The organism is Variovorax sp. LjRoot84 (genome assembly GCF_964254305.1).
Classification (GTDB): domain Bacteria; phylum Pseudomonadota; class Gammaproteobacteria; order Burkholderiales; family Burkholderiaceae_C; genus Variovorax.
In genome coordinates, this window is sequence record NZ_CAXUTE020000002.1 from 464,500 (window position 1) to 485,089 (window position 20,590).

General features: G+C 64.8%; 18 protein-coding genes. 6 read left to right on the top strand and 12 right to left on the bottom strand.

All coding sequences use genetic code 11. From position 1 onward, the window contains the following. Positions 1 to 9: 9 nt before the first annotated feature. The 3 genes from ACSQ9I_RS32900 to hydA are packed head-to-tail and all read right to left on the bottom strand — an operon-like array spanning position 10 to position 3,194. Positions 10 to 987 carry a Bug family tripartite tricarboxylate transporter substrate binding protein gene (locus ACSQ9I_RS32900; protein WP_093111074.1) on the bottom strand — a complete coding sequence of 326 codons (978 nt, stop codon included), beginning with the start codon at positions 985 to 987 and terminating at the stop codon, positions 10 to 12. Between the two features lie 39 nt (positions 988 to 1,026). Further along, positions 1,027 to 1,770 carry an aspartate/glutamate racemase family protein gene (locus tag ACSQ9I_RS32905; RefSeq protein ID WP_436316214.1) on the bottom strand — a complete coding sequence of 248 codons (744 nt, stop codon included), beginning with the start codon at positions 1,768 to 1,770 and terminating at the stop codon, positions 1,027 to 1,029. 2 nt (positions 1,771 to 1,772) lie between these two features. Then, complete coding sequence (gene hydA / locus ACSQ9I_RS32910; RefSeq protein WP_436316215.1) at positions 1,773 to 3,194, bottom strand: dihydropyrimidinase; 1,422 nt, start codon at positions 3,192 to 3,194, stop codon at positions 1,773 to 1,775. Positions 3,195 to 3,292: 98 nt separating this feature from the next. Between hydA and ACSQ9I_RS32915 the strand changes: the two genes are divergently transcribed. Together ACSQ9I_RS32915 and ACSQ9I_RS32920 are read left to right on the top strand one after the other, a co-directional pair. Next, positions 3,293 to 4,018 carry a maleate cis-trans isomerase family protein gene (locus tag ACSQ9I_RS32915; protein WP_436316216.1) on the top strand — a complete coding sequence of 242 codons (726 nt, stop codon included), beginning with the start codon at positions 3,293 to 3,295 and terminating at the stop codon, positions 4,016 to 4,018. A gap of 77 nt (positions 4,019 to 4,095) precedes the next feature. Next, on the top strand, positions 4,096 to 4,815 hold the full coding sequence (locus ACSQ9I_RS32920; protein WP_436317095.1) for a GntR family transcriptional regulator: 720 nt from the start codon (positions 4,096 to 4,098) through the stop codon (positions 4,813 to 4,815). Between the two features lie 180 nt (positions 4,816 to 4,995). Here ACSQ9I_RS32920 and ACSQ9I_RS32925 read toward each other — a convergent pair whose 3' ends face one another. From ACSQ9I_RS32925 to ACSQ9I_RS32945, 5 genes are all read right to left on the bottom strand, one after another. Beyond that, positions 4,996 to 5,220 carry a dodecin family protein gene (locus ACSQ9I_RS32925; protein WP_436316218.1) on the bottom strand — a complete coding sequence of 75 codons (225 nt, stop codon included), beginning with the start codon at positions 5,218 to 5,220 and terminating at the stop codon, positions 4,996 to 4,998. A 124-nt stretch (positions 5,221 to 5,344) separates the two neighbouring features. Further along, entirely contained in the window at positions 5,345 to 6,013 is a 669-nt protein-coding gene (locus tag ACSQ9I_RS32930) for a dihydrofolate reductase family protein (protein WP_436316219.1), read from the bottom strand. Positions 6,014 to 6,478: 465 nt separating this feature from the next. Next, entirely contained in the window at positions 6,479 to 7,615 is a 1,137-nt protein-coding gene (locus tag ACSQ9I_RS32935; RefSeq protein WP_436296013.1) for an IS110 family transposase, read from the bottom strand. Between the two features lie 214 nt (positions 7,616 to 7,829). After that, complete coding sequence (locus tag ACSQ9I_RS32940; protein WP_436316220.1) at positions 7,830 to 8,441, bottom strand: class I SAM-dependent methyltransferase; 612 nt, start codon at positions 8,439 to 8,441, stop codon at positions 7,830 to 7,832. A 147-nt stretch (positions 8,442 to 8,588) separates the two neighbouring features. Continuing rightward, positions 8,589 to 8,792 carry a DUF2905 domain-containing protein gene (locus ACSQ9I_RS32945; protein ID WP_214680953.1) on the bottom strand — a complete coding sequence of 68 codons (204 nt, stop codon included), beginning with the start codon at positions 8,790 to 8,792 and terminating at the stop codon, positions 8,589 to 8,591. Between the two features lie 110 nt (positions 8,793 to 8,902). On the opposite strand from ACSQ9I_RS32945, the gene ACSQ9I_RS32950 reads away from it, so the two are divergent. The 4 genes from ACSQ9I_RS32950 (at position 8,903) to ACSQ9I_RS32965 (ending at position 14,584) form a co-directional block, all read left to right on the top strand. After that, entirely contained in the window at positions 8,903 to 9,121 is a 219-nt protein-coding gene (locus tag ACSQ9I_RS32950; RefSeq protein ID WP_436316221.1) for a hypothetical protein, read from the top strand. Between the two features lie 26 nt (positions 9,122 to 9,147). Then, the gene (locus ACSQ9I_RS32955; RefSeq protein WP_436316222.1) at positions 9,148 to 9,321 is read left to right on the top strand and encodes a TerC family protein; all 174 of its coding nucleotides are present in this window, start codon (positions 9,148 to 9,150) and stop codon (positions 9,319 to 9,321) included. Positions 9,322 to 9,496: 175 nt separating this feature from the next. Further along, positions 9,497 to 11,077 carry a flavin monoamine oxidase family protein gene (locus ACSQ9I_RS32960; RefSeq protein ID WP_436316223.1) on the top strand — a complete coding sequence of 527 codons (1,581 nt, stop codon included), beginning with the start codon at positions 9,497 to 9,499 and terminating at the stop codon, positions 11,075 to 11,077. Between the two features lie 57 nt (positions 11,078 to 11,134). Continuing rightward, on the top strand, positions 11,135 to 14,584 hold the full coding sequence (locus ACSQ9I_RS32965; protein WP_436316224.1) for an AAA family ATPase: 3,450 nt from the start codon (positions 11,135 to 11,137) through the stop codon (positions 14,582 to 14,584). A 4-nt stretch (positions 14,585 to 14,588) separates the two neighbouring features. Here ACSQ9I_RS32965 and ACSQ9I_RS32970 read toward each other — a convergent pair whose 3' ends face one another. From ACSQ9I_RS32970 to ACSQ9I_RS32985, 4 genes are all read right to left on the bottom strand, one after another. Then, entirely contained in the window at positions 14,589 to 15,089 is a 501-nt protein-coding gene (locus tag ACSQ9I_RS32970) for a hypothetical protein (RefSeq protein ID WP_436316225.1), read from the bottom strand. A gap of 501 nt (positions 15,090 to 15,590) precedes the next feature. After that, entirely contained in the window at positions 15,591 to 16,664 is a 1,074-nt protein-coding gene (locus ACSQ9I_RS32975; RefSeq protein WP_436316227.1) for a DnaJ C-terminal domain-containing protein, read from the bottom strand. A 953-nt stretch (positions 16,665 to 17,617) separates the two neighbouring features. Next, complete coding sequence (locus ACSQ9I_RS32980) at positions 17,618 to 18,754, bottom strand: IS110 family transposase (protein ID WP_436316228.1); 1,137 nt, start codon at positions 18,752 to 18,754, stop codon at positions 17,618 to 17,620. A gap of 216 nt (positions 18,755 to 18,970) precedes the next feature. After that, a complete protein-coding gene (locus ACSQ9I_RS32985) occupies positions 18,971 to 20,422 on the bottom strand; it encodes a cytochrome P450 (RefSeq protein WP_436316230.1) in 1,452 nt (483 codons plus the stop codon). Between the last annotated feature and the right edge of the window lie 168 nt (positions 20,423 to 20,590).

The window sequence follows — 20,590 nt, forward strand, 5'->3', positions numbered from 1 at the left end:
GGCGCCCCCTCAGCCGTCGATGGAGACCTTGGCGTCCTTCGCCACCTTGGCCCACTTGGCGATCTCGCTGTGCGTGAAGCTGCTGTAGGCGTCGACCGGGCCGCCGCCGTCCTCGACCCCGAAGCCTTCGAACTTTTCCTGCACGTCGGCCATCGCGAGCACGGCGTTGACGTCCTGGTTGATCTTGCGCGCCAGCGCCGCGGGCAGCTTGGCCGGGCCGGAGATGCCGTACCAGTTCATGGTCTCGAACTGGGGGAAGCCCTGTTCCTGCATGGTGGGCACTCCGGGGTAGGCCTTCGAGCGCTTGGCGCGCGTCTGCGCGAGCGCGACGACGCGGCCGTTCTTCACGTGCGGCGTGGCGGCCGTCATGGTCTCGAAGGTGTACTGGATCTGGCCGCCAATCAGGTCGGTGAGCAACGGCCCGCTGCCCTTGTATGGCACGTGCAGCACGTCGACGCCGGCCTGCAGCTTGAACATCTCGATGGCGAAGTGCTGGATGGTGCCGGGCCCGGCGGAGCCGAAGCTGATCTTGCCGGGCTGCGCCTTGCACTGCGCGACGACTTCCTTCACCGACTTCACGGGGTTCGTCGCGCTCGTGATCAGCAGGTTGGGCGTGACGCCGAGCAGCACCACGGGCACGAAGTCGCGCTCGGCGTTGTAGCGCAGGTTGGAGCGCACGGCCGGCGCGAGCGCGTGGCTGTTGATGGTGGACAGGAGCAGCACGCTGCCGTCGGACGGCTGCTGAAGCATGTAGTCGGCCGCGAGCGTGCCCGAGGCACCGGCCTTGTTCTCGACCACGACCTGCTGGTTCCACAGGCCGCCGAGCTTCTGCGCCACCACCCGTGCCAGCGCATCGGCGCCACCGCCGGGCGGAAAGCCGACGACCAGGCGGATCGGCGTAGCCGGCAAGGCCTGAGCGAACATGGAGGGCGCGGCCAGTGATGCGGCGGCCGCGCCGGCGGCCTGGAGGATGTGACGTCTTTGCATGGTTCAGGGTCTCCGCGGGTGGTGGGTGAAGAGTTCGGATCACTGGCGGCGCAGCAGCGCCTCGATGGCGGGCGGCAGCCCGCGGTTCGGCTTCTGGGGCGGCGGCGCGAAGCTGCCGCGGCGGGCCGTGCCGGACTGCAGCGCCACCAGCGTCTCGGCGTGGCGAACCGCGCTCGACACGCCATCGACCACCGGCACCGGCAGGCGGCTTTTGAGGCTGCGCGCCAGGCCCGCGAGTGGTGCGCCGGCCAGCACGATGACGTCTGCGCCGTCTTCGTCGACGGCTCGCTCGCACAGCGCTGCCAGATGCGCGGCGTGGTCGTCCTGCACGCGGCCGATGTCCGCGAGCGGCTGGTCGAGGTGGTGGATGCTGGCGAGCCGATCGGCCAGCCCGTTCGCCGCCACGCATTCGCGGTACCAGGCGGTGATGCGGCGCGAAATCGCGATGATCGAGAAGCGCTGGCCGAGCATGCAGGCGCTCATCAGCGCGCTTTCGGTGAGGCCGAGCACCGGGATGTCGAGCGCCTCGCGCAGGCCCGCCAGGCCGGGATCGCCGAAGGCGGCGACCACCACGGCGTCGTGCAGCGCGCCGTGCTCGGCCGCCAGCGTCGCCGCGGCATAGGCGCCGATCAGCGCCTCGAAGCGGGTCTCGATGTAGGCCACGCCGAAGGGCGCGGTCAGCGTCGTGATGCGCGTTTCGGGCGAGGCCGCGCAGCGCGCCTCGCTGTCGATCAGCGCCGTGACGCTGTCGGAGATGTTGGGGTTGATCAGGAGCAGCTTCATGGTCAGGCGCGCCGCGGCAGCAGCGAAGGTGCGTCGCAGGCCAGAAAGCGCCCGCGTCCGGCGCGGCCGTGGAACTGGCCGTCCCACAGCAGCTCGCCGCCGGCGATCGTCAGTGCCGGCCAGGCGCGCAGCCGCTGGCCCTCGTAGGGCGTGTAGTCGACGTTGTGGTGCAGGTCGGTGTTGCGCAGCACGAACTCGCGCTCCTCCCAGACCACCAGGTCGGCGTCGCTGCCGACCGCGATCGTGCCCTTGCGCGGATGCAGGCCATAGGCCTTAGCGGGGTTGGTCGAGGTCAGCTCGACGAAGCGGTTCAGCGTCATGCGGCCGCCCAGCACGCCTTCGGAGTACAGCAGCGGCAGGCGCGTCTCGAGGCCGGGGATGCCGTTCGGGATGTGGCGGAACGCGACTTCCTCGCCGCCCGGCTTCTTGCCTTCCGGCGCGTCGTAGCGAAAGGGCGCGTGGTCGGAAGAGAACACGGTGAACAGGCCGTCGTTCAGGCCGTTCCAGATCACCTCCTGGTTCGCCTTGTCGCGCGGTGGCGGGCTGCAGACGCAGCGAGCGCCCTGGTAGCTGTCGTCCAGCCCGAGGTCGGCCGCAGTCAGGAACAGGTACTGCGGGCAGGTCTCGGCGAACACCGACAGGCCGTGGGCGCGCGCCCAGCGGATCTGCTCCACCGCTTCGCGACCCGAGACGTGCACGATCAGGATCGGCACGTCGACCAGCTGCGACAGCGCGATCGCGCGATGCGTCGCCTCACGCTCGACCAGCATCGGCCGCGAATGGGCATGGAAGCGTGGTGCGGTGCGGCCGGCGGCCTCGAGCTTCCTGGTCAGCCATTCGATGCAGTCTGCGTTCTCGGCGTGGATCATCGCCATCGCGCCGTGATCGCGCGCGACCGACAACACGTCGAGGATCTGGCCGTCGTCGAGCTTCAGGTCGTCATAGGTCATGTAGATCTTGAACGAGGTGTAGCCCTCTCGGATCAACGCCGGCAGTTCCTCGTTCAGCACCTTGGGCGTGGGGTCGCTGACGATCAGGTGAAAGGCGTAGTCCACGTGGGCGCGGCCCTCGGCACGCTGGTGGTAGTCGGCGACGGCGGCGCGCAGCGACTGGCCCTTTTCCTGTGCGGCGAAAGGGATCACGGTGGTCGTGCCGCCGCAAGCCGCGCTTCGGGTGCCGCTTTCGAAGTCGTCGGCCATGCGCAGCGGCGACGCCATCGGCTGGTCGAGGTGGCAGTGCGCGTCCACACCGCCGGGCGTCACGACGCGGCCGGCTGCGTCGATCTCGCGCGCACCGCCGGCCAGCCCGGTGCCGAGTTGGACGATGCGCCCGCCAACAACGGCGATGTCTGCGTCGAAGGTGTCGCTGGCGGTTGCCACGCGGGCGTTGCGCAGCACGAAGTCGAAGGGGTGGGGGGTGTTCATTTTGTCGACATCATCGTCGACAATCTGTTTGTCGATCTCGGTGATTACACTAATGTCGACAATATGGTTCGCGACGAAGCTCACCCGAAAGGATTCCCATGCCCCAGACCCTTCGTCTCGGCGTGCTCACGCCCTCATCCAACACCGCGCTGGAGCCGCTGACCAGTGCGCTGGCGGCGGCCGTGCCCGGCTGCAGCGCCCACTTCTCACGCTTCAAGGTAACCGAGATCTCGCTGTCGGCGCAGGCGCTCGGCCAGTTCGACGACAGCAAGATCCTCGCGGCCGCCGAGCTGCTGGCCGACGCCAAAGTGGACGTGATCGGCTGGAGCGGCACCTCCTCGGGCTGGCTGGGCTTCGACGCCGACCGGCGCTTGGTCGAACGCATCCGCGAGCGCACCGGCATCGTCGCCACCACCGCGGTGCTGGCGCTGAATGAACTGCTCGCGTTGCGAGGCGTGAAGCGGCTCGCGCTGGTGACGCCGTACACCGCAGATGTCCAGCAGAAAATTGTCGACAACTACCGCAGCATCGGCATCGAAGTGGTGGCCGAGCGTCACCTCGGCATCAGCGTCAACCACGACTTCGCATCGGTCGCGCCGCAACGGCTGATGGCCTTGATGCGCGAGGTGGCGCCGGCACGGCCGGAGGCCATCACCACCTTCTGCACCAACCTGCGGGCGGCACCGCTGGCCGAGGCGGTGGAGGCCGAACTCGACATTCCGTTGCTCGACACCGTCAGCACCACGGTATGGGGGCAACTGCGCGCCGCCGGCGCCGATCCGGCGCAGGTGAGCGGCTGGGGCCGCATGTTCGGCTGGCGATAATGGACCGCCATCCCGCCGCCTGCCGCCATGCACGCGTGCTGCTGGCGTCCGATCCGCTCGCCAAGCTCAACCCAGACATGCCAACCAAAAGCGCGCGCAAGCCTGCCTCGCAAGCCCGACTCGAACGCGAGAACACGCAGGACGAAATCTACGAAAAGATCTATGTCGCCATTCTCGAGCACCGCCTGCATCCCGGCACCAAGCTCGGCGAGGAGCGCTTGGCCGAGATCTTCGGCGCCAGTCGGGCGCGCATTCGCGAAGTGCTGGCGCGGCTCGCGCACGAGCAGATCGTCGAGCTCTATCCGCAGCGCGGCGCCTACGTTGCCAAGCCCTCGATCGAGCAAGCGCTCGATGTGTTCGAAGCCCGCCGGCTCATCGAGCCGGCCGTGCTGCGCCGGCTGATCGAGACACTCACGCCCGAGAAGCTGGCGCGCCTGCGCCAGCACCAGGAACTCGAGCTCGATGCCCGCCGACGCGATGACAAGCGCGCTGTGATCCGGCTGTCCGGTGAATTCCATTCGCTGGCGGCCGACCTGGCGGGCAACACGGCGCTGGCGCGCAGCATGCGCGAGCTGTCGATATTGACCTGCCTGATGATCTTTCTATACGACGCACCGACCAGCTCGAGCTGCCGCGCCGACGAGCACTCGCAGATCATCGAGGCCATCGCCAAGCGCGATCCGGCGCGCGCCGAGCGGCTGATGCGCGAGCACCTCGACCATATCGAGAGCAGCATGAAGCTGGAGCATGCGACCGAGGAGGTGGACCTGGAAGCGATCTTCAGAGGCGAGGTCTGACCCGCGACGCCTAGCGCCGGTTGCCCCGGGCGCTCGCGCGCATGCAGTTGCGATCAGCACTGCATTCGACTGGTGCGTGAAAGCGGCCGGTGCGAGATCTTTCGGCTTCGACTGCCAGTCGGAAGAGTTTGCGAGCAGGCTGCGTATCAACGTCTGCTCGCCGCGCGGCGGCGGCAGCGATCACTCTTCGTATTTGAATGACAGCGAAACCCGCGCGCGAAAGGCGACGACTTTGCCCTCTTCGATCTTCATGTCTAGCTTGCAGACTTCGGCGACACGCAGATCGCGCAGCGATCTAGCTGCGGTCTCCACCGCGCTCTTCGCGGCGGCCTCCCAGGAATCCGGACTTGTCCCGATAATCTCCGTGACGCGGTAAACGCCGGACTCAGACTTCTTCTTGGCCATGTCTCTCTCCTGATTGCTTGAAGGCGCAGGACCCATTCCCTTGCCTCGGGAATGGCATCATAGGCGCGTCGCCTCTCAGCGCGAATCAAAGAGAAGCTTCGAGAGGCATTGTCGCGAAGAAGCGTCAGCGCGCCTCGCGCGCCAGCTTCGCGCGCCTTTCGACTTCCTTCGCGCTCGGCTCGGCCTGCGCAAACGATCCGAGCGGGACGTCGCCGGCCGGCACGTAGGTGCTCATCACGACGCCGGTGGTCGAGGCTTGCGAAGCGACGAGCCGCAGCGCGCCGGGCTTCGCGCCGGCTTCGAGCAGCCGCTTGCCGCGCCCGAGCACGACGGGGAAGGTCCACACGTTGTACTCGTCGATCAGCGACGCGGCCTGCAGCGTCTGGATCAGGTTGCCGCTGCCGATGATCTGCAGGTCGTGTCCCGCCTCTGACTTGAGCGCCGCGACCGCCGCGATGACGTCGCCGCGCAGGAGCGTCGAGTTGTTCCAAAGCAGCTTCTTCAGCGTGCGCGAGGCCACGTGCTTCTTGGCCGCATTGAGCGTCTGCGCAATCGGCTTGTCGGCCGGCTGGTACGGCCAGTGCGCCTCGAAGATCTCATAGGTCCTGCGGCCGAGCACGAGCTCGCGGTCCTTGCCGTCGAAGCCGTTCATGGAGCGGCCCATGACCTCGTCCCAGTAGTTGAACGTCCAGCCGCCGAAGGCGAAACCGCCGGTAGGATCTTCTTCGGGGCCGCCCGGCGCCTGCATGACGCCGTCGAGCGAGACGAAGGTAGATGCGATGAGCTTTCTCATGGGGCGACTCCGTGGGTTGGGAGGTTAGGCATGGACGAGGGCTGTCTCATCTCCACGACGAGCGAGGTCGGCTGATTTCGAAGAGTGACCGCTTCTATGGGGACTCCTTTGTCAAGACTTTTTTGATCAACGTATCAATGAGCGGTAGTTCATGGCGGCACCTGTGTGTTGCTGAACGGGTGAGACAGATGGCGTGGCGTGGGTGATGCACCCTGATCCGAGGTCGGGGTATGGCGAGCGCTCGAGCCAGTGCTCAGGCGAACTTCTATCCGTGCAAGACGTGAATGCCCTGCACCTCATGCTGCATGCGCGCGAAGCGCACTGGCAAACCCCGGTTACCGACGCGCCCCATCTATTTGGACGGTCACTGAGCAGTGACCCGCGGACACTGCGGGCGCGTCGACCTTTGATCATGATGATGCGTTCCTTGGCCACCCGTGCGTTAGAGCGGGGTTGCTCCGGACTTCAAGCGGGGGTCGGCTTGAGCGTGGCCCCAGCCGGGATCTCGCCGTCCTGCAGATAGCGCCACAGCGCGATCGCCAGTTTTCTCGCCAAGGCGACGATGCCCACTCTGCGCATGCGCTTGCCCCCGCCTGCGAAGCGCCGGTTGAACCACTGGGTCAACGCGCTGTCGGGCTGCAGGCGCAGCCAGCTCCAGGCGAGTTCGACCAGCAACACGCGCGCTCGCTTGTTGCCCGCCTTGCTGATGCCTTGCTCGATCTGGCTGTCGCCGCTGGCATAGGGCGTGGGCGCCAACCCCAGGCAGCCGGCCAGTTCGCGTCGGTTGGCGAAGCGCCGCCAGCCGAACAACTCCTTGACCAGCACCCAGGCGCCCTTGGGCCCGATGGCGCGCAGCTGCGCCAGGTGCGCCACCATTGGCTGCTTGCCATCGGCCAGCTCCTGGCGCCGCTCGGCCTCCATCGCCTTCACCTGCTGCTTGACCAACGCCAGCCGCGCGCTCTCGCGCTCGATCTCGGAGCGCAACACAGGTGGCACCTGCTCGCCATGGCGTTCCCACCAGCGCGCCCAGTCGCGCCCGCCGATGATGACGTGCGGGCGCAGGTTGTGCAGCACCAGCAGCGAGCCGATGCGATTCGTGTGTGAGGTCCTCTCCTGCGTCAGCCGGGCAAGCTCGCGGTGCGTGCGGCGCGCGTCTTCGTCCTCGGGCGTGGGCTCGTGCACCACCGACCACACACGCTCGCCGTGATGATGGCGCAGCAGCATCGCCAACAGCTTGTCGCCATCGATCCGGTCGCTCTTGGCCCGCCGGGCGTGCCGGTTCACCTCGATGCTGGAGGAGTCGACTACGATGTTGTCGACACCCTGCTCGATCAGCCAGCGATGCAGCCACCAGCCGTCGCGCCCGGCTTCGTAGCAGGAGTGCACCCGGGCCTGCGCCTCGAGCTTGCAGCGCTCCCGGGCCTTATCGATGCAGTGCGCGACGGCGGCTGTGTCGCCAGCGTCCACGTTGTACCGGCTCGGGCCGCGGTGGCCATCGCTCGCTGTCACCTTCCAGGACTTGTCGCCGAGCTCGAAGCTCATGTACAGCTCGCCCGAGATCGCCGTATCCTCACGTTGTGGGACTGCTTGGGTTGTCGACATTTCCATCTCCTTTGCCAAGAAGTTAAGGAAATCCCGTTTTAGCTAAACGGGCCTCGCTCAGGTAGTCCCACATAGCATCTACTGTTGATTGCCACCGAAAACTGACCCGCGTACAAGCTCTACCCTGCTACTTTTTAGGGCAGGGGATCCAGGAGTGATAGTCGTGGCGACATTGAGCAGAAACCCAGCACCTATCGGTATATCGAGTATCCATTCACGAGAATGGCTCGACGCTCTTGCGTTCTTTTCCCTTCAGTACTGAGAACCACCACCTGTCGACCCGCCCGTCGGTCGATTCGAAGTACCCGCTTAGTTCAATGGCTCGCGGCTCGCCGTTTCTGCTTCGAAGGACCCGTCGATGGGGTGGTGCAAAGCACGGACGGAGGATGGAAAACTGCAGGAAGCCACCGGGGCGAAGGACTCGACTGACTTCGCGCAGGGCGCGGCCCGGGTCTGGCATGTCCATCAGGGACATAAAGGCCGATGCAAAGTCGAACGAGCTCGGCTCGAAGGGGAGCGCCATCGCATCGGCGAGCCGGTAGTCGACGCCGAGTGGCTCCGTCTTCTCGAGCTCCGCGGCATGCCGGATGAACGTGGGTGCAACGTCAATCGCGACCATCCTGGCGCCCAGCCGCGCGAGCTGGCGGGTGTTGGCGCCCTCACCGCATCCCACGTCCAATCCGTGGAGCCCGCGCACTGATGGCAGCATTGCGAAGAATGCCGGGCTGTTCAGCGCATCGCAAAACACGTCACGACCGCGGCGTACCTGACGCGTCCAAGCTTCTGCGTTCGCTTCCCAGTGCTTGGCAACCTCGCTTGCATCCACTCTCACCTCGCTCGTTCTTGGCCCAACTCGCGCGCTGATGACGCGCACCAGGATCAGGCAATTTGGAGCCATGGGTTGGCAGAGGTCATCCCCAATGGAGAGGAGATGCGCGCCTCTTCAGGGAGAACCGCCTTGAGGGATCGAAGCCTACTTGCGCCACCACCACCAGAGGACGAGGCTCAGGACGATCGACACGATCAGCGAGGTCATCAGCGGAAAATGGAAGCTGAAGCTTTCACGCTCGATCGAGAAATCCCCCGGCAGGCGCCCCCACGGCAGCCGCGACAGCCAGGGCCAGGCAAGGCCCGCGACGACGAGGAGCACGCCCAGCGCAATGAGCAAGCGTTGCATGCGGCAATACTAGCGCCGGGCGGCGCCGAGCGGTAGCGGCCCGGCCGGGCCGCGGGCATGGTCAGCCCGCGGTGTCTTTCATCGGATTCAGGCTCCTCGAGGAGTGCGACATGACTCACGGCCCGCTGGTCTGGGAAGTGACGATCGCCCTGATCGTCGCCCTGCTGCTGTTCGACTACTTCTTCCACATCCGCACGGCGCACGTGCCCATGCTCGCCGAAGCCGCCCGCCGGTCGGCCGCCTACATCGGCGTGGCCGTCCTGTTCGGTGTCATGGTGTGGGTGCTCGGCGGCACCGAGCCCGGCACCCAGTATTTCGCCGGCTACTGACGGAGAAGGCGCTGTCGGTCGACAACGTGTTCGTCTTCCTGGTGATCATGTCCAGCTTCAAGGTACCGCGCGAGGCGCAACAGAAGGCGCTGCTGATCGGCATCGTGTTCGCGCTGGTGGCGCGCACCGGCTTCATCCTGCGGGGCGCGGCGCTGATCGAGCGCTCATCGAAACCTAGCTCCTGCGGCCGGCGTCGCTGACGGTACTTGCTGCCGGAGCCATTGCCATCGCTGAACAATCGCGTAGCGGCCGAATGTAAGTACGATTTCGTAACATCTGGTCCGCAAGAGTGCGAAAGTCCGCGTTTTAGTCGCCCTGGCCGTACGATCTGCGTCACGCATACCTCACTACGGCAAACCGGTCCGGGAGGCACAGATGACGGAATCGAATACGGCAGAGGCAATTCAGCCAGACATCGTCGTCGTTGGCGCCGGCATGGCCGGTCTGTACTTCGCTTGGCGGATGCTCAGGCACAAGCCTACGACGAAGATCGTCATCCTGGAAATGCTCGATCGCCCCGGCGGACGGTTGGATACCGATCTCGTCGTCATCGACGGCACCTTGGTCAAGAACGAAGAAGGCGGCATGCGCTTTGTCGATAGCATGAAGAACTTGATGTGGCTGCTCAAGGCGCTGTCGCTCGACAAGGACATCATGCCGTTCAACATGGGGGACGACAACAACATCTACTACCTGCGTGGCCGCCGCTTCACCTTTGGCGACATGGCGGGCAATCCCGACCTCTGGAGCAGCCGCTACTTCCTGCGTGACCAGGAGAAACAGCGCCAGCCGAACAAGATTCTTCAAGAGGTTTTCGACACGGTGCTGACACAGAATGGTGTCGATCCGAAGCAGTGGTATCCGCAAACTCCCGAGGACTGGCAGAAGATTCGCCTCGAATTCCGCTATCGCGGCGTGCCCTTGTATGAATGGGGCTTTTGGGCATTGCTCGTCGACTTCGGTCTTTCTCAGGAATGCCTGCAGATGATCGAGGACTCGATGGGGTTCCTCGCGTTCTATGACCAAAAGGTCAACGCCGGCGTCGGCTTCCAGACCATGGGTGACTTCGACAAGTTGCCCAACTATCTAACGCTACGGCCCGGCTACGAAACGCTGTCGGACACGCTTGCGCAGCAGATCAAGGAAATGGGAGGAAGGATTCTCCTGGGACATCACGTCGATGCCTTCGACTTCGACGTCACTGACAAGAACCTGCTCAACGTGAGAGCCCATACTGACAACGGCTGGACGACGCACTTTCTTTGTCCGCAACTCGTCCTCGGGCTGCCCAGTCGTCCGCTCGAGCTCCTTTGCTCGCAATGTCCGGCGCTGCGCGACAACGGTCAGCTCATGGCTGACATCCGCAGCGTCACCACCATGCCGCTCACGAAGATCAACCTGTACTTCAAGGAGCGGTGGTGGTTCGACCGCTACAAGATTGCCGCAGGCGGTTCTTTCACCGACCTGCCGATGGCCCAGTTCTACTGCTATTGGCCCATTGCGGCCAATGACGACAAAGGGCCGGCGTCGATGACGATCTACTGCGATTTCGATCGCACCACATATTGGGAGGAGTTGCAGAAGATGGGCAAGCCCTTCGCGCCTACCGATGGATTGACGCAACCCAAGCACACGACACCGGCCGGCACGTTCGTGGTCGAGCAGGCGATGCGGCAGCTTGCCGAGTTCTTCGGGGACAACGCCTTGCCGGATCCAGTGTTGGCGACCTATGTGCGTTGGGGCTCGCCGGAGTTCGGGGACGGCGATCACTCCTGGGTGATCGGCGCGGACGACAAGGCCATCGCAGCGCGGCTGCAGAACCCGATCAAGGGCAAGGTCTACATTTGCGGTGAAGCGTATTCGGACGAGCAAGCTTGGGTTGACGGTGCATTGCGCTCCACGGAAACCGTCTTGCAAGAGTGTTTTGGCCTGCCCGCTTACGATCGTCCTGTGTGACGGTGCTGCATTGTCGTTTCTCAGCTTTTTGCGCCACCAGATCACTGGGAGCCGCGGATGCAGTGTCCCCTCTGCCAATGTGAGAATCTGGCCGATGCCAGCTTTTGCCAGGATTGCGGTGCCAAGCTCGAGTTGATTTGCAGCGGATGCCATGCCGCGAATGCGGCAGCCAGCAGGTTTTGTCGAAAGTGCGGAACGCCGCTGACTCCGAAGCCGGCGGTCGTTGCCGCAGCGACCATTGAATCTTCGCAGGCTGCGCGTACCGGCGTGTCGGCCGAGGCTGCCACGGCGGATCCGTACGTTCCGGCGCATCTGGCTGAGCGATTCCGGCTTGGCCATGCGGCACACCTCACGAAGCACGCCGGCGAGCGCAAGATCATCACCGCGCTGTTCGCGGACATCAAGGGCTCGATGGCGCTGCTCGACGGCATGGACCCGGAAGTCGCGCAGCAGGTGATCGATCCGGCACTGCGCCTGATGATGAGTGCCGTGTACCGCTACGAAGGCTATGTTGCCCAGGCGCTGGGTGACGGCATCTTCGCCTTCTTCGGCGCTCCGATCGCGCGCGAGGATCACGCCCGCCGGGCTCTCTATGCGGCGCTCAGCATGCAGGAGCAGATGAAAGGGTACGGCGCCCGGCTGCTGCGGGAATACGGGCTGCCCGCCATGCAGATCAGGGTGGGGATCCATACCGGTGAAGTGGTCGTGCGTTCGATCCCGACCGACGACCAGCGTGCGGACTATGTGCCGATCGGGCACTCGACGGGATTGGCAGCTCGCATTGAGCACGTCGCGGCACCCGGCTCAGTGGTCGTCAGCGAATCCACCCATCGCCTGACGGAGGGCTACTTCGAGTTTCGCAGGCTGGGCAGCGTCCCTTTGAAAGGCGTCAGTGCGAACGTCAACCTCTTCGAAGTCACCGGCGTCGGCCCATTGCATACCCGCCTCGAAGTGTCCGCCAGCCACGGTTTGGCACGGTTCGTCGGTCGCCAGCACGAGCTCGAACGGATGCAGGCGATGCTGCGGTTGGCCAAGGCGGGCGAAGGACAAATCATCGCGGTCATCGGCGAGGCGGGCGTGGGCAAGTCGCGCCTGTGTCACGAGTTCAAGCTGCTGGCGAAAGAGGGCTGCCTGATCTTGGAATGCAGTTCGGACTCCTACGGCAAGGCGTTTCCCTACCTGCCGTTGATCGACATGCTGAAGAGCTATCTGCAGATTGCGCCGGGCGACGACGACCGCCGTAAGCTGGAGAAGGTGACCGGCCGCGTGCTGGGGCTCGATCGCAGCCTCGATGACACGATCCCCTTCCTGTTGACCCTGTTGGGCGTCAGGGATCCTGCCGCGCCGATCGACAAGATGGATCCGCAGATTCGGCGCCGCCGAACGTTCGACGCAATTCAGCGACTGGTGCTGCGCGAAGCCGTCAACCAGCCGGTCTTGATGGTGATGGAGGACTTGCACTGGCTGGACGCCGAGAGTCAGAGCTTCCTGACGATGTTCGGCCGCGCCGTGGAAGGTGCGCGCATCCTGCTGCTCGTCAACTATCGTCCCGAGTACCAACCCAGCTGGGACGCTGCCACGTCGCACAGCCAATTGCGCTTGAAAGCGTTCGGCCGTGAGGATGCCGAAGCGTTGCTGATCGCCTTGCTCGGAATAGCTCCCGCGCTCGCCGAGCTGAAATCGCTCATTGTAGAGAAGACGCAGGGAAATCCATTCTTCATGGAGGAGTACGTTCAGACCCTGTTCGATCATGGTGTTCTGATGCGACGCGGTGAAGAGATCGTGCTCACCCGCGCATTGGCGACGATCGAGATGCCCGCAACGGTGCAGGGCGTGTTGGCGGCCCGCATCGACCGCTTGGAGCCCGAGCACAAGGCGTTTCTACAGATGCTTGCGGTGCTCGGCAATGCGTCCCCGCTGCGTCTCATCGAGCGTGTGGCGCAGAGTTCCGAAACGCAGCTCCAGGAGATGCTCGACCGCCTGCAGAGTGCCGAATTCATCTTCGAGCGAACGGTGTTCCCCGATGTGGAATACGTGTTCAAGCACGCACTCACCCGGGAGGCGGCCTACGGCGAGCTGCTGGCTGACACCAGGCGCATCTTGCATTCGCGTGTGGCGCAAGCGATGGAAGCGCATTTCAGCGATCACCTGGACGATCACTGCAGCGAGCTTGCCCATCACTATGCTTGCAGCGACAACGTGCCGAAGGCGGTCGATTTCCTGATGCGCGCCGGATCGCAAGCGATGCAACGCTCCGCCTACGCCACGGCAATCGATCATCTCAGTTCGTCGCTGACCATGCTGCCGGGACTTGCCGATCCGGCGGGGCGCGGCTCGCGCGAGTTGCAGATTCAATCGATGCTCGGGTCCGCATGGATGGCGACGCGCGGCTTCGCGGTGCCGGAGGTCGCCCAAGCCTACGAGCGGGCCCGCGAACTATGCCAGGACACCACCGATAGCGCCGACCTCGTTCGGGTGCTTTCAGGATTGGGGTTGCTGTACATCAATCGGGGTGAACTGCGGTTGGCGCGCGATATCGGCGAGCAACTTCTGGGCTTGGCCGAGCGCAGGCTGGAAACCGAGCTGTTTGTGGGCGGCCACGAATTGCTCGGACTCACGTTGCTTCGGGTCGGCGACCTGATCGATTGCAGGTCGCATATGGAGCTGGCGGTTCAGCGCTACGAGGACGTGCGCGATCGCGCACTGCGCGACAGCCTGGGCCGGGATCCGAGGATCTCCTGTCTTGCCTTCGGGGCGCTGGCGCTGTGGCTGTTGGGATACCCGGATCAGGCGGTTGCGGGCGTTGCGCAAGCGCAGCGGGCGGCGCATGCGGCAACGCCTCGGCACCCGTTCAGCCTCGCGTACGCGATGGCTTCATTGGCATGGGTCCATCAATTCCGCGGCGAAGCGTCGCTGGCTCTGCAAGCGGCCGAAGCGACGACCGATTTCGCCACCGAGCAGGGTTTCCCGAGCTGGCTCGTCCACGGCCTGATCGTCCAAGGATGGGCCGAGGCCGAGCTAGGCAATACCGAAAGCGGATTCACCCACATCGAGCAGGCGCTGTTAGCGTACAAGGCTACCGGTGCCAAGGTCTGGCAGCCGCTATTCCTGCTGTTGCAGGTTCAGGCGCTCTCGCGTGCCGGACAAATCGCCGAGGGACTGGAATCGGTCACCAAGGCGCTGGGCCTCGCCAGCGAGATGGGTACGTATTGGTGGGAGGCTGAGCTCTTTCGCGTCAGGGGAGAATTGCTTCTTGCCCTCTCCACGGAAAATGCCGCCGAGGCGCAGACCTGCTTCGAGCGCGCTCTTTCCATCGCCAGGAAGCAAGGCGCCAAGTCTCTTGAATTGCGCACATGCGTCAGCATGGTCCGGTTGGCGCGTCTCCATGGCGGGCACGCGCAGGCCTTGCTCGAACTTGCCTCCGTGTATGAATGGTTTACCGAAGGCTTCGATGCGGCTGACTTGATCGAGGCGCGCGAGTTGCTTGGGAGGGCGGGGCAAGGCTGAGCCTTCACTGATACTCGTCGCTCACGTTGCGTGCGGAATGGAAAGCCACGACACCCCAGTTCCGCGCTCCGGGGGCGGTGGATTTGTGCCAAACCCCGGGCGGAACGACGTGCCATCGATTTTCCAGTACGGCTGGGTTGCCTTGCCCATAACGATCCACGCGCCAGCCGTCCGTTGTCTGGACGTGCGTTTCCATGGCGCCATCCAGGGCAAACAGATACTGCGTGCTATTCACATGCCGCTCGATGCTTGCGCCGCCGGCGCCGCGATTCACCACGACTCTGACGCTACCAATCGCCGCGGGCACTGGGCACCCAAGACACGAGAGATCCAATGCTGCAAAGGCTTCGGCAATGTTCGGGTTCTGCCGCAATTTCTCGCGGGCATCGGCGGCCGCCTGCCGCAGGACGCACAACACGTCGGGACGGCTCGCGAAGCGGTCCAGTTCTTCGGTGACCGGTCGTACCTCCGGGGTGATGCTCTGGTTGTTGGTCGGCTGCGCCATGGGGGATCTGTTTCTGACTTCGATGATATGCCCAAGTTCTTGAAGGACAGCAGGTGCGAAGCCCATATTGAGCAGATGCCTCGCACGTGCAGTCCGCCATATTCGGCAAGCTCCGTCGGTAGGCGCTCGAGCACCGGCGACTGAGTATCAAGGTTGGGGCCGGTGAAGGAGACCTGCGTCAAATCCATTTCTACACTCATTGTTGCGCGCGGCGACGCGGATTCAGGTGGCGGCGGCGTCCGCTTCTGGCTGCGAGTCCGGCCCTACCGGTGGGGAAGACTGTGCCGCGGCACCAGACCCGTTGCCGCCTTTCGAGCTGTCAGTCTGAAGGTCCGCAATGTCGACGAGAGAGGTCTGCGGTTCAAGATCTTCAATGGACGATGAGGCGCCTGGGTTATTGCGAGTGTCTTGAGAAAACGGTGCAATGTCATTTCGTTCCCTCACTAGCCCGCGCGCCCGGGGGCACGGTCCGCGGTCCATTGCCGGCTCAGCTACCGCCGTCTACAGGCCTCGTTCCCAGGCGCGTAGCCCCCGATTCCATGCGCGAAGGCGGTCGTCCAATGCTTCTCCGCCAGCGCCCGAGCTGGTGGCCGAGAGCTGGTCGAGCAGGATCTGCTGATCGGTGCTGAGCTGTTGCGGAAATATCGGCGCCAGCGTGACCAGATGGTCGCCACGCGTGCCGCGGCACTGCACCGGGAAGCCCTGGCCCTTCAAGCGGTAAGACAGCCGGTCGCGGCTCAGCTGCAGCGCTTGGAAGCCGGTGACGGTCGGCACCTTGACCTGCCGATTGGCGATCCACGCGAATCCATCGACCGGCATCTCGCATCGAATGGTGCCGTCGTCGTCGAGCTTGAAGAACGCGTGCTCCGACACCTCGACGCGAATCTCGACGTCGGTGGGAGGGCCTTCGGCTCGCACGCGCCGTCCGTCGACATGGAGCAGATCGCCATCGCGCACGCCGTGCGGAATGCGCACGTTCATCTTGTAGCCGCGCGGCTCCTTCTTGCCGACCCCGCCGCACGCCGCGCACGGCTGCCTCGCGATGCCGCCGCCCAAGCAAGCCTCGCACTCGGTCACACCGGCGGGCCAACCGAAAAATGAGCGCTTCGGGATCGCGCCCGACCCCCCGCACCGAGCGCAATTCCCGCCCATCACCTGGTGCCCGGCGCCCGCGCAGGTGGCGCAGATGTCGGTGACCTTGCCCCGCAGCACCTTGATGCAACCGACGGCCGCTTCCTCCAGAGTCATCCTGACCTTGCGGTGCAGGGGCCGGCGCTGCCGTTCCGTGCCGGCCGCGCGGGATGCCGTCGTAGCTTGGTCGGCGTCGAATCCGCCGGGGGTGTTGTTGTCCGGCGCGTCGGGCGTGTCGACGTCGGCGTTCGCCCGGGCACCGAATCCGGCGCGGCGGATCTCTTCGAATGCCTGGTTGATGCGCTGCATCTTGGCAACAGCACCGGCGCTGTCATTGCGGTCCGGATGCCATTGCGAGGCGAGCCGGCGCCATGCCGCCTTCACCTCGCGCTCGGTCGCGTCAGGTGCCAATCCCAGTTCGGCGAAAGCGTTCTCGGTGCCCAAATCCAAAGACCTTGTTCAGGGAAGCCGTCCAAGATGGAAGCCCATGGAGGCGGCGGCCTGTTAGCGTGAATGTTATCCGAGGGAGCGGCATGCAAGCCGTGTGCCACGCGCGGCGAGGCCACGCTGCGCTGAACAGTCGCGGTTCAAAATACGTGCGGCGCGCCACGTTGGTTTGTGCAACGTGCGAACGCCGCCCCGGGAGGTCCGAGCGGGCCGCGGCCCGTTGGTCCCGCGCATCGACGACACCGACTTGCGTCTCCATGGGGCGGCCGACAAAGGGCCGCATAAAGCTCGGAAGCACCCTCTCGTGCCGTGCTCTTGCGGTCGAACCCGGAGCATTGGAGGCGAGGGCGCTCACACGCCCGCACCTTGGATGGTTTCCTGCGCATCCGACGGACAGGTTTTCGGATTCGATGCGTTTGCGCGGATGACGGTCGGCCTGTAGGCCGGAGTCTGAACTGAAGCTGGAACTATCGAATGACCGCCTGCATCGCAAGGGGACATTCGAGTCAGCGGGATGAAGGTCCGCAAGTGGGCCGACGTTCCAGTTCGCGGTCCAGGCTCGAAGGTCAGCTTCTATGGGGACTCTTTAGTCAAGTCTTTTTTAGCATCGCATCGATAGGAAGCGTTATTTCATGGCGGCCCCGGGTGTTGCTGAGCGGATGAGACAGTGGCGTGGCATGGGTGATGCGTCCACCTGATCCGAGGTCGGGGTATGGCGAGCGTTCGAGCCAGTGCCCGGACGAACTTCTATCCGTGCAGGGCGTGCAAGCCCTGCACCTCATGCTGCATGCGCGCGAAGCGCACTGGCAAACCCCGGTTACCGACGCGCCCCTTCTTTCGCATCGGTCACTTCTGTGCAGTGACCCGCTGACCTTGCGGGCGCGTCGACCTTTGATCATGATGATGCGTTCCTTGGCAAGCCGTGCTTCAGTGTGAGGGCTGGCAGGGCCTCAAGCGGTGGCTGGCTTGAGCGTCGCCCCGGCCGGAATCTCGCCGTTCTGCAGATAGCGCCACAAGACGATCACCAGTTTTCTGGCCATGGCCACGATGCCAACGCGTCGCATGCGCTTGCCTGCGCCAGCGAAGCGCCGGTTGAACCACTGGGTCAATGCGCTTTCGGGCTGCAGGCGCAGCCAGCTCCAGGCGAGTTCGATCAGCATCGTGCGCGCTCGCTTGTTGCCTGCCTTGCTGATGCCTTGCTCGATCTGGCTGTCGCCGCTGGCGTAGGGCGTGGGAGTCAGCCCCAGGCAGCCGGCCAGCTCGCGCCGGTTGGCGAAGCGCCGCCAGCCGAACAACTCCTTGACCAACACCCAGGCGCCCTTGGGTCCGATGGCGCGCAGCTGCGCCAGTTGCGCCACCAGCGGTTGCTTGCCGTCGGCCAGTTCCAAGCGCCGCGCAGCCTCCAGCGCCTTCACTTGCTGCTTGACCAGAGTCAGCCGCGCGCTCTCCCGCTCGATCTCGGCGCGCAAGACAGGCGGCACCTGCTCGCCATGGCGTTCCCACCAGCGCGCCCAGTCGCGTCCGCCGATGATGACGTGCGGGCGCAGGTTGTGCAGCACCAGCAGCGAGCCGATGCGGTTCATGTGTGAGGTGCGCTCCTGCGTCAGTCGGGCGAGCTCGCGGTGCGTGCGGCGCGCGTCTTCGTCCTCGGGCGTGGGCTCATGCACCACCGACCACACCCGCTCGCCGCGATGATGGCGCAGCAGCATCGCCAGCAGCTTGTCGCCATCGATCCGGTCGGTCTTGGCCCGCCTGGCGTGCCGGTTCACCTCGATGCTGGAGGAGTCGACCACGATGTTGTCGACACCCTGCTCGATCAGCCAGCGGTGCAGCCACCAGCCGTCGCGGCCGGCTTCGTAGCACGAGTGCACCCGGGCCTGCGGCTCGAGCTTGCAGCGCTCCCGGGCCTTGCGGATGCAGTCCGCAACTGCGGCCGTGTCGCCGGCGTCCACGTTGTACCGGCTCGGGCCCCGGCCGCCATCGCTTGCCGTCAACTTCCACTTCTTGTCGCCGAGCTCGAAGCTCATGTACAGATCGCCCGCGATCGCCGTATCCTTGCCTTGTGGGACTGTCTGGGTTGTCGACATTTCCATCTCCTTCGCACAAAGAGGTTGGGAAGTTCCGTTCTAGCTCAACGGGTCTACCTCGGGGAGTCCCACATAGCATCTTCCGCTTGCACATCAGACTTGCAGCGACCACCGCCGAGACTGCGCGGGGCCGACGCACACGATGCCTACGCATCGCCAAGGTAACGCCGCGCTGCCGACTGGCCAACGCCCTGACGAGGAGGCGAGCGCGATTTTTCAGGCCTCAGCGTTAATGCCGTGCTCGCGCACATTCATCTTCAATCCCACCGGCGCCATGGCCAGTTGCAGCAGTTCGCGCGGCTCCTTGCCGTCGGCCGTGCTCACGTTTTGGATGTCGAAGCGACTCAACAGAACCGCCATCGCCATCTTCATTTCAACCAAGGCCAGGTAGCGCCCGGGGCAGATGCGCGGGCCAGCACCGAAGGGCATGGAGATACGCTTGGCGGCGCTGGCGTTCTGCCCGGGGTGGCCGTCGGCCAACCAGCGTTCGGGGTTGAAGCGGCCGGCATCGCGAATGTGGGATTCACTCACCGCGTCGCGCCGCATGACCGCGATCACCACCATGCCGGCCGGGATGTGCACGTCACCCAGCGTGGTGTCGCGCAGGGCTTGCATGGCGTTCTGCGGAGCCACGGGCTTCAGGCGCATGGTTTCGTGGGCGCAGGCTTCCACATAGTCCAGTTGACCAATCTGGTCGACGGTGGGCGGCTCGCCATCGGCGCACACGCGGCGCACCTCCGCGGTGGCCTCGGCCAGAGCCTGCGGGTTTTGCCATAGCAAGTGGATCATCCAAGCCAGCGTGTTTGCGGTGGTGTCTTCTCCGGCCAGTAGCATGGTGAGCACGTTGCCTGCCACTTGCTTGTCGTCCATCCCACTGTCGGGTTCGTCAGCGGCAACCAGCATGGCCTCCAGCAGGTTGGATGGGTGCTCGCGCAGGGCCGGGTTCGCCTGTAGTCGCCTGCGCCCTTGCGCAATGAAGCCGTCGACCGCCGCATTCACCTCGGCCACGCTGCGCACCAGAGCGCGATCTTCGACCGACGGGAACCAGCGCCACAGCGGAAGTGGCGCGAAGATGCGCTTGAACACGGCCGGAAAGATGCGGTTCAGGTGTTTCTGAATCACATCTTCGTCGCTTTGCAGCGTGTTGACCTCGGCGCCGAACGCCAAACCGGCAATCGCGTCCACTGTGAAGCGCATCAGATCGGCCTGCAGATCAATGGTGGTGCCATGACGCGCGGCCTGCTGCCAGCGTTGGGCCAGGCGCAGTCCAACGCGCTGCAGTGCGGGGTGATAGCGCTTCACGTGACCGGGATCGAAGGCGGCCATCACCATGCGTCGCTGGCGCCGCCAAGTGTCGCCGTTGGCACCAAACACACCACCCATAAGACCGAGTTCCGTCCAAACCTGTTCGAGCTTGGTGGTACGGCGAAAGCCGTCGGGGCGGTCACGCAGGGCTGTGGCGATCAGTTCATGGTCTCCCACCACCACCGCGCGGCGAGGGCCCAGGCGCAGTTTGAAGATCGGCCCGTGCTCCTCGCACCACTGCTCAAGTTGCAGGTGCAGCCGAGTGGAGTCGATCTGAAGCAGGTTGCCGAACACCGGCACACCGTGTGGGCCGGGCAAGTCGTCGAACTGGCGCAGCCGGCTCGCCGCGGTGGGCGTATTCATAGCGTTGCTGGCCGCCACGAGCGGTGCAAAGAGCGAAGGTCGTGCAAGATGGCCATCCTTAATCGGATTGATCAAGTATTGGGCAGTTTTGAGAGCTCGGCAATCGACAATTGTGATGATAGAGGTAGCGCATGCGCCCGGTCACGCGAGAATCTGGTTGGGCCCGAC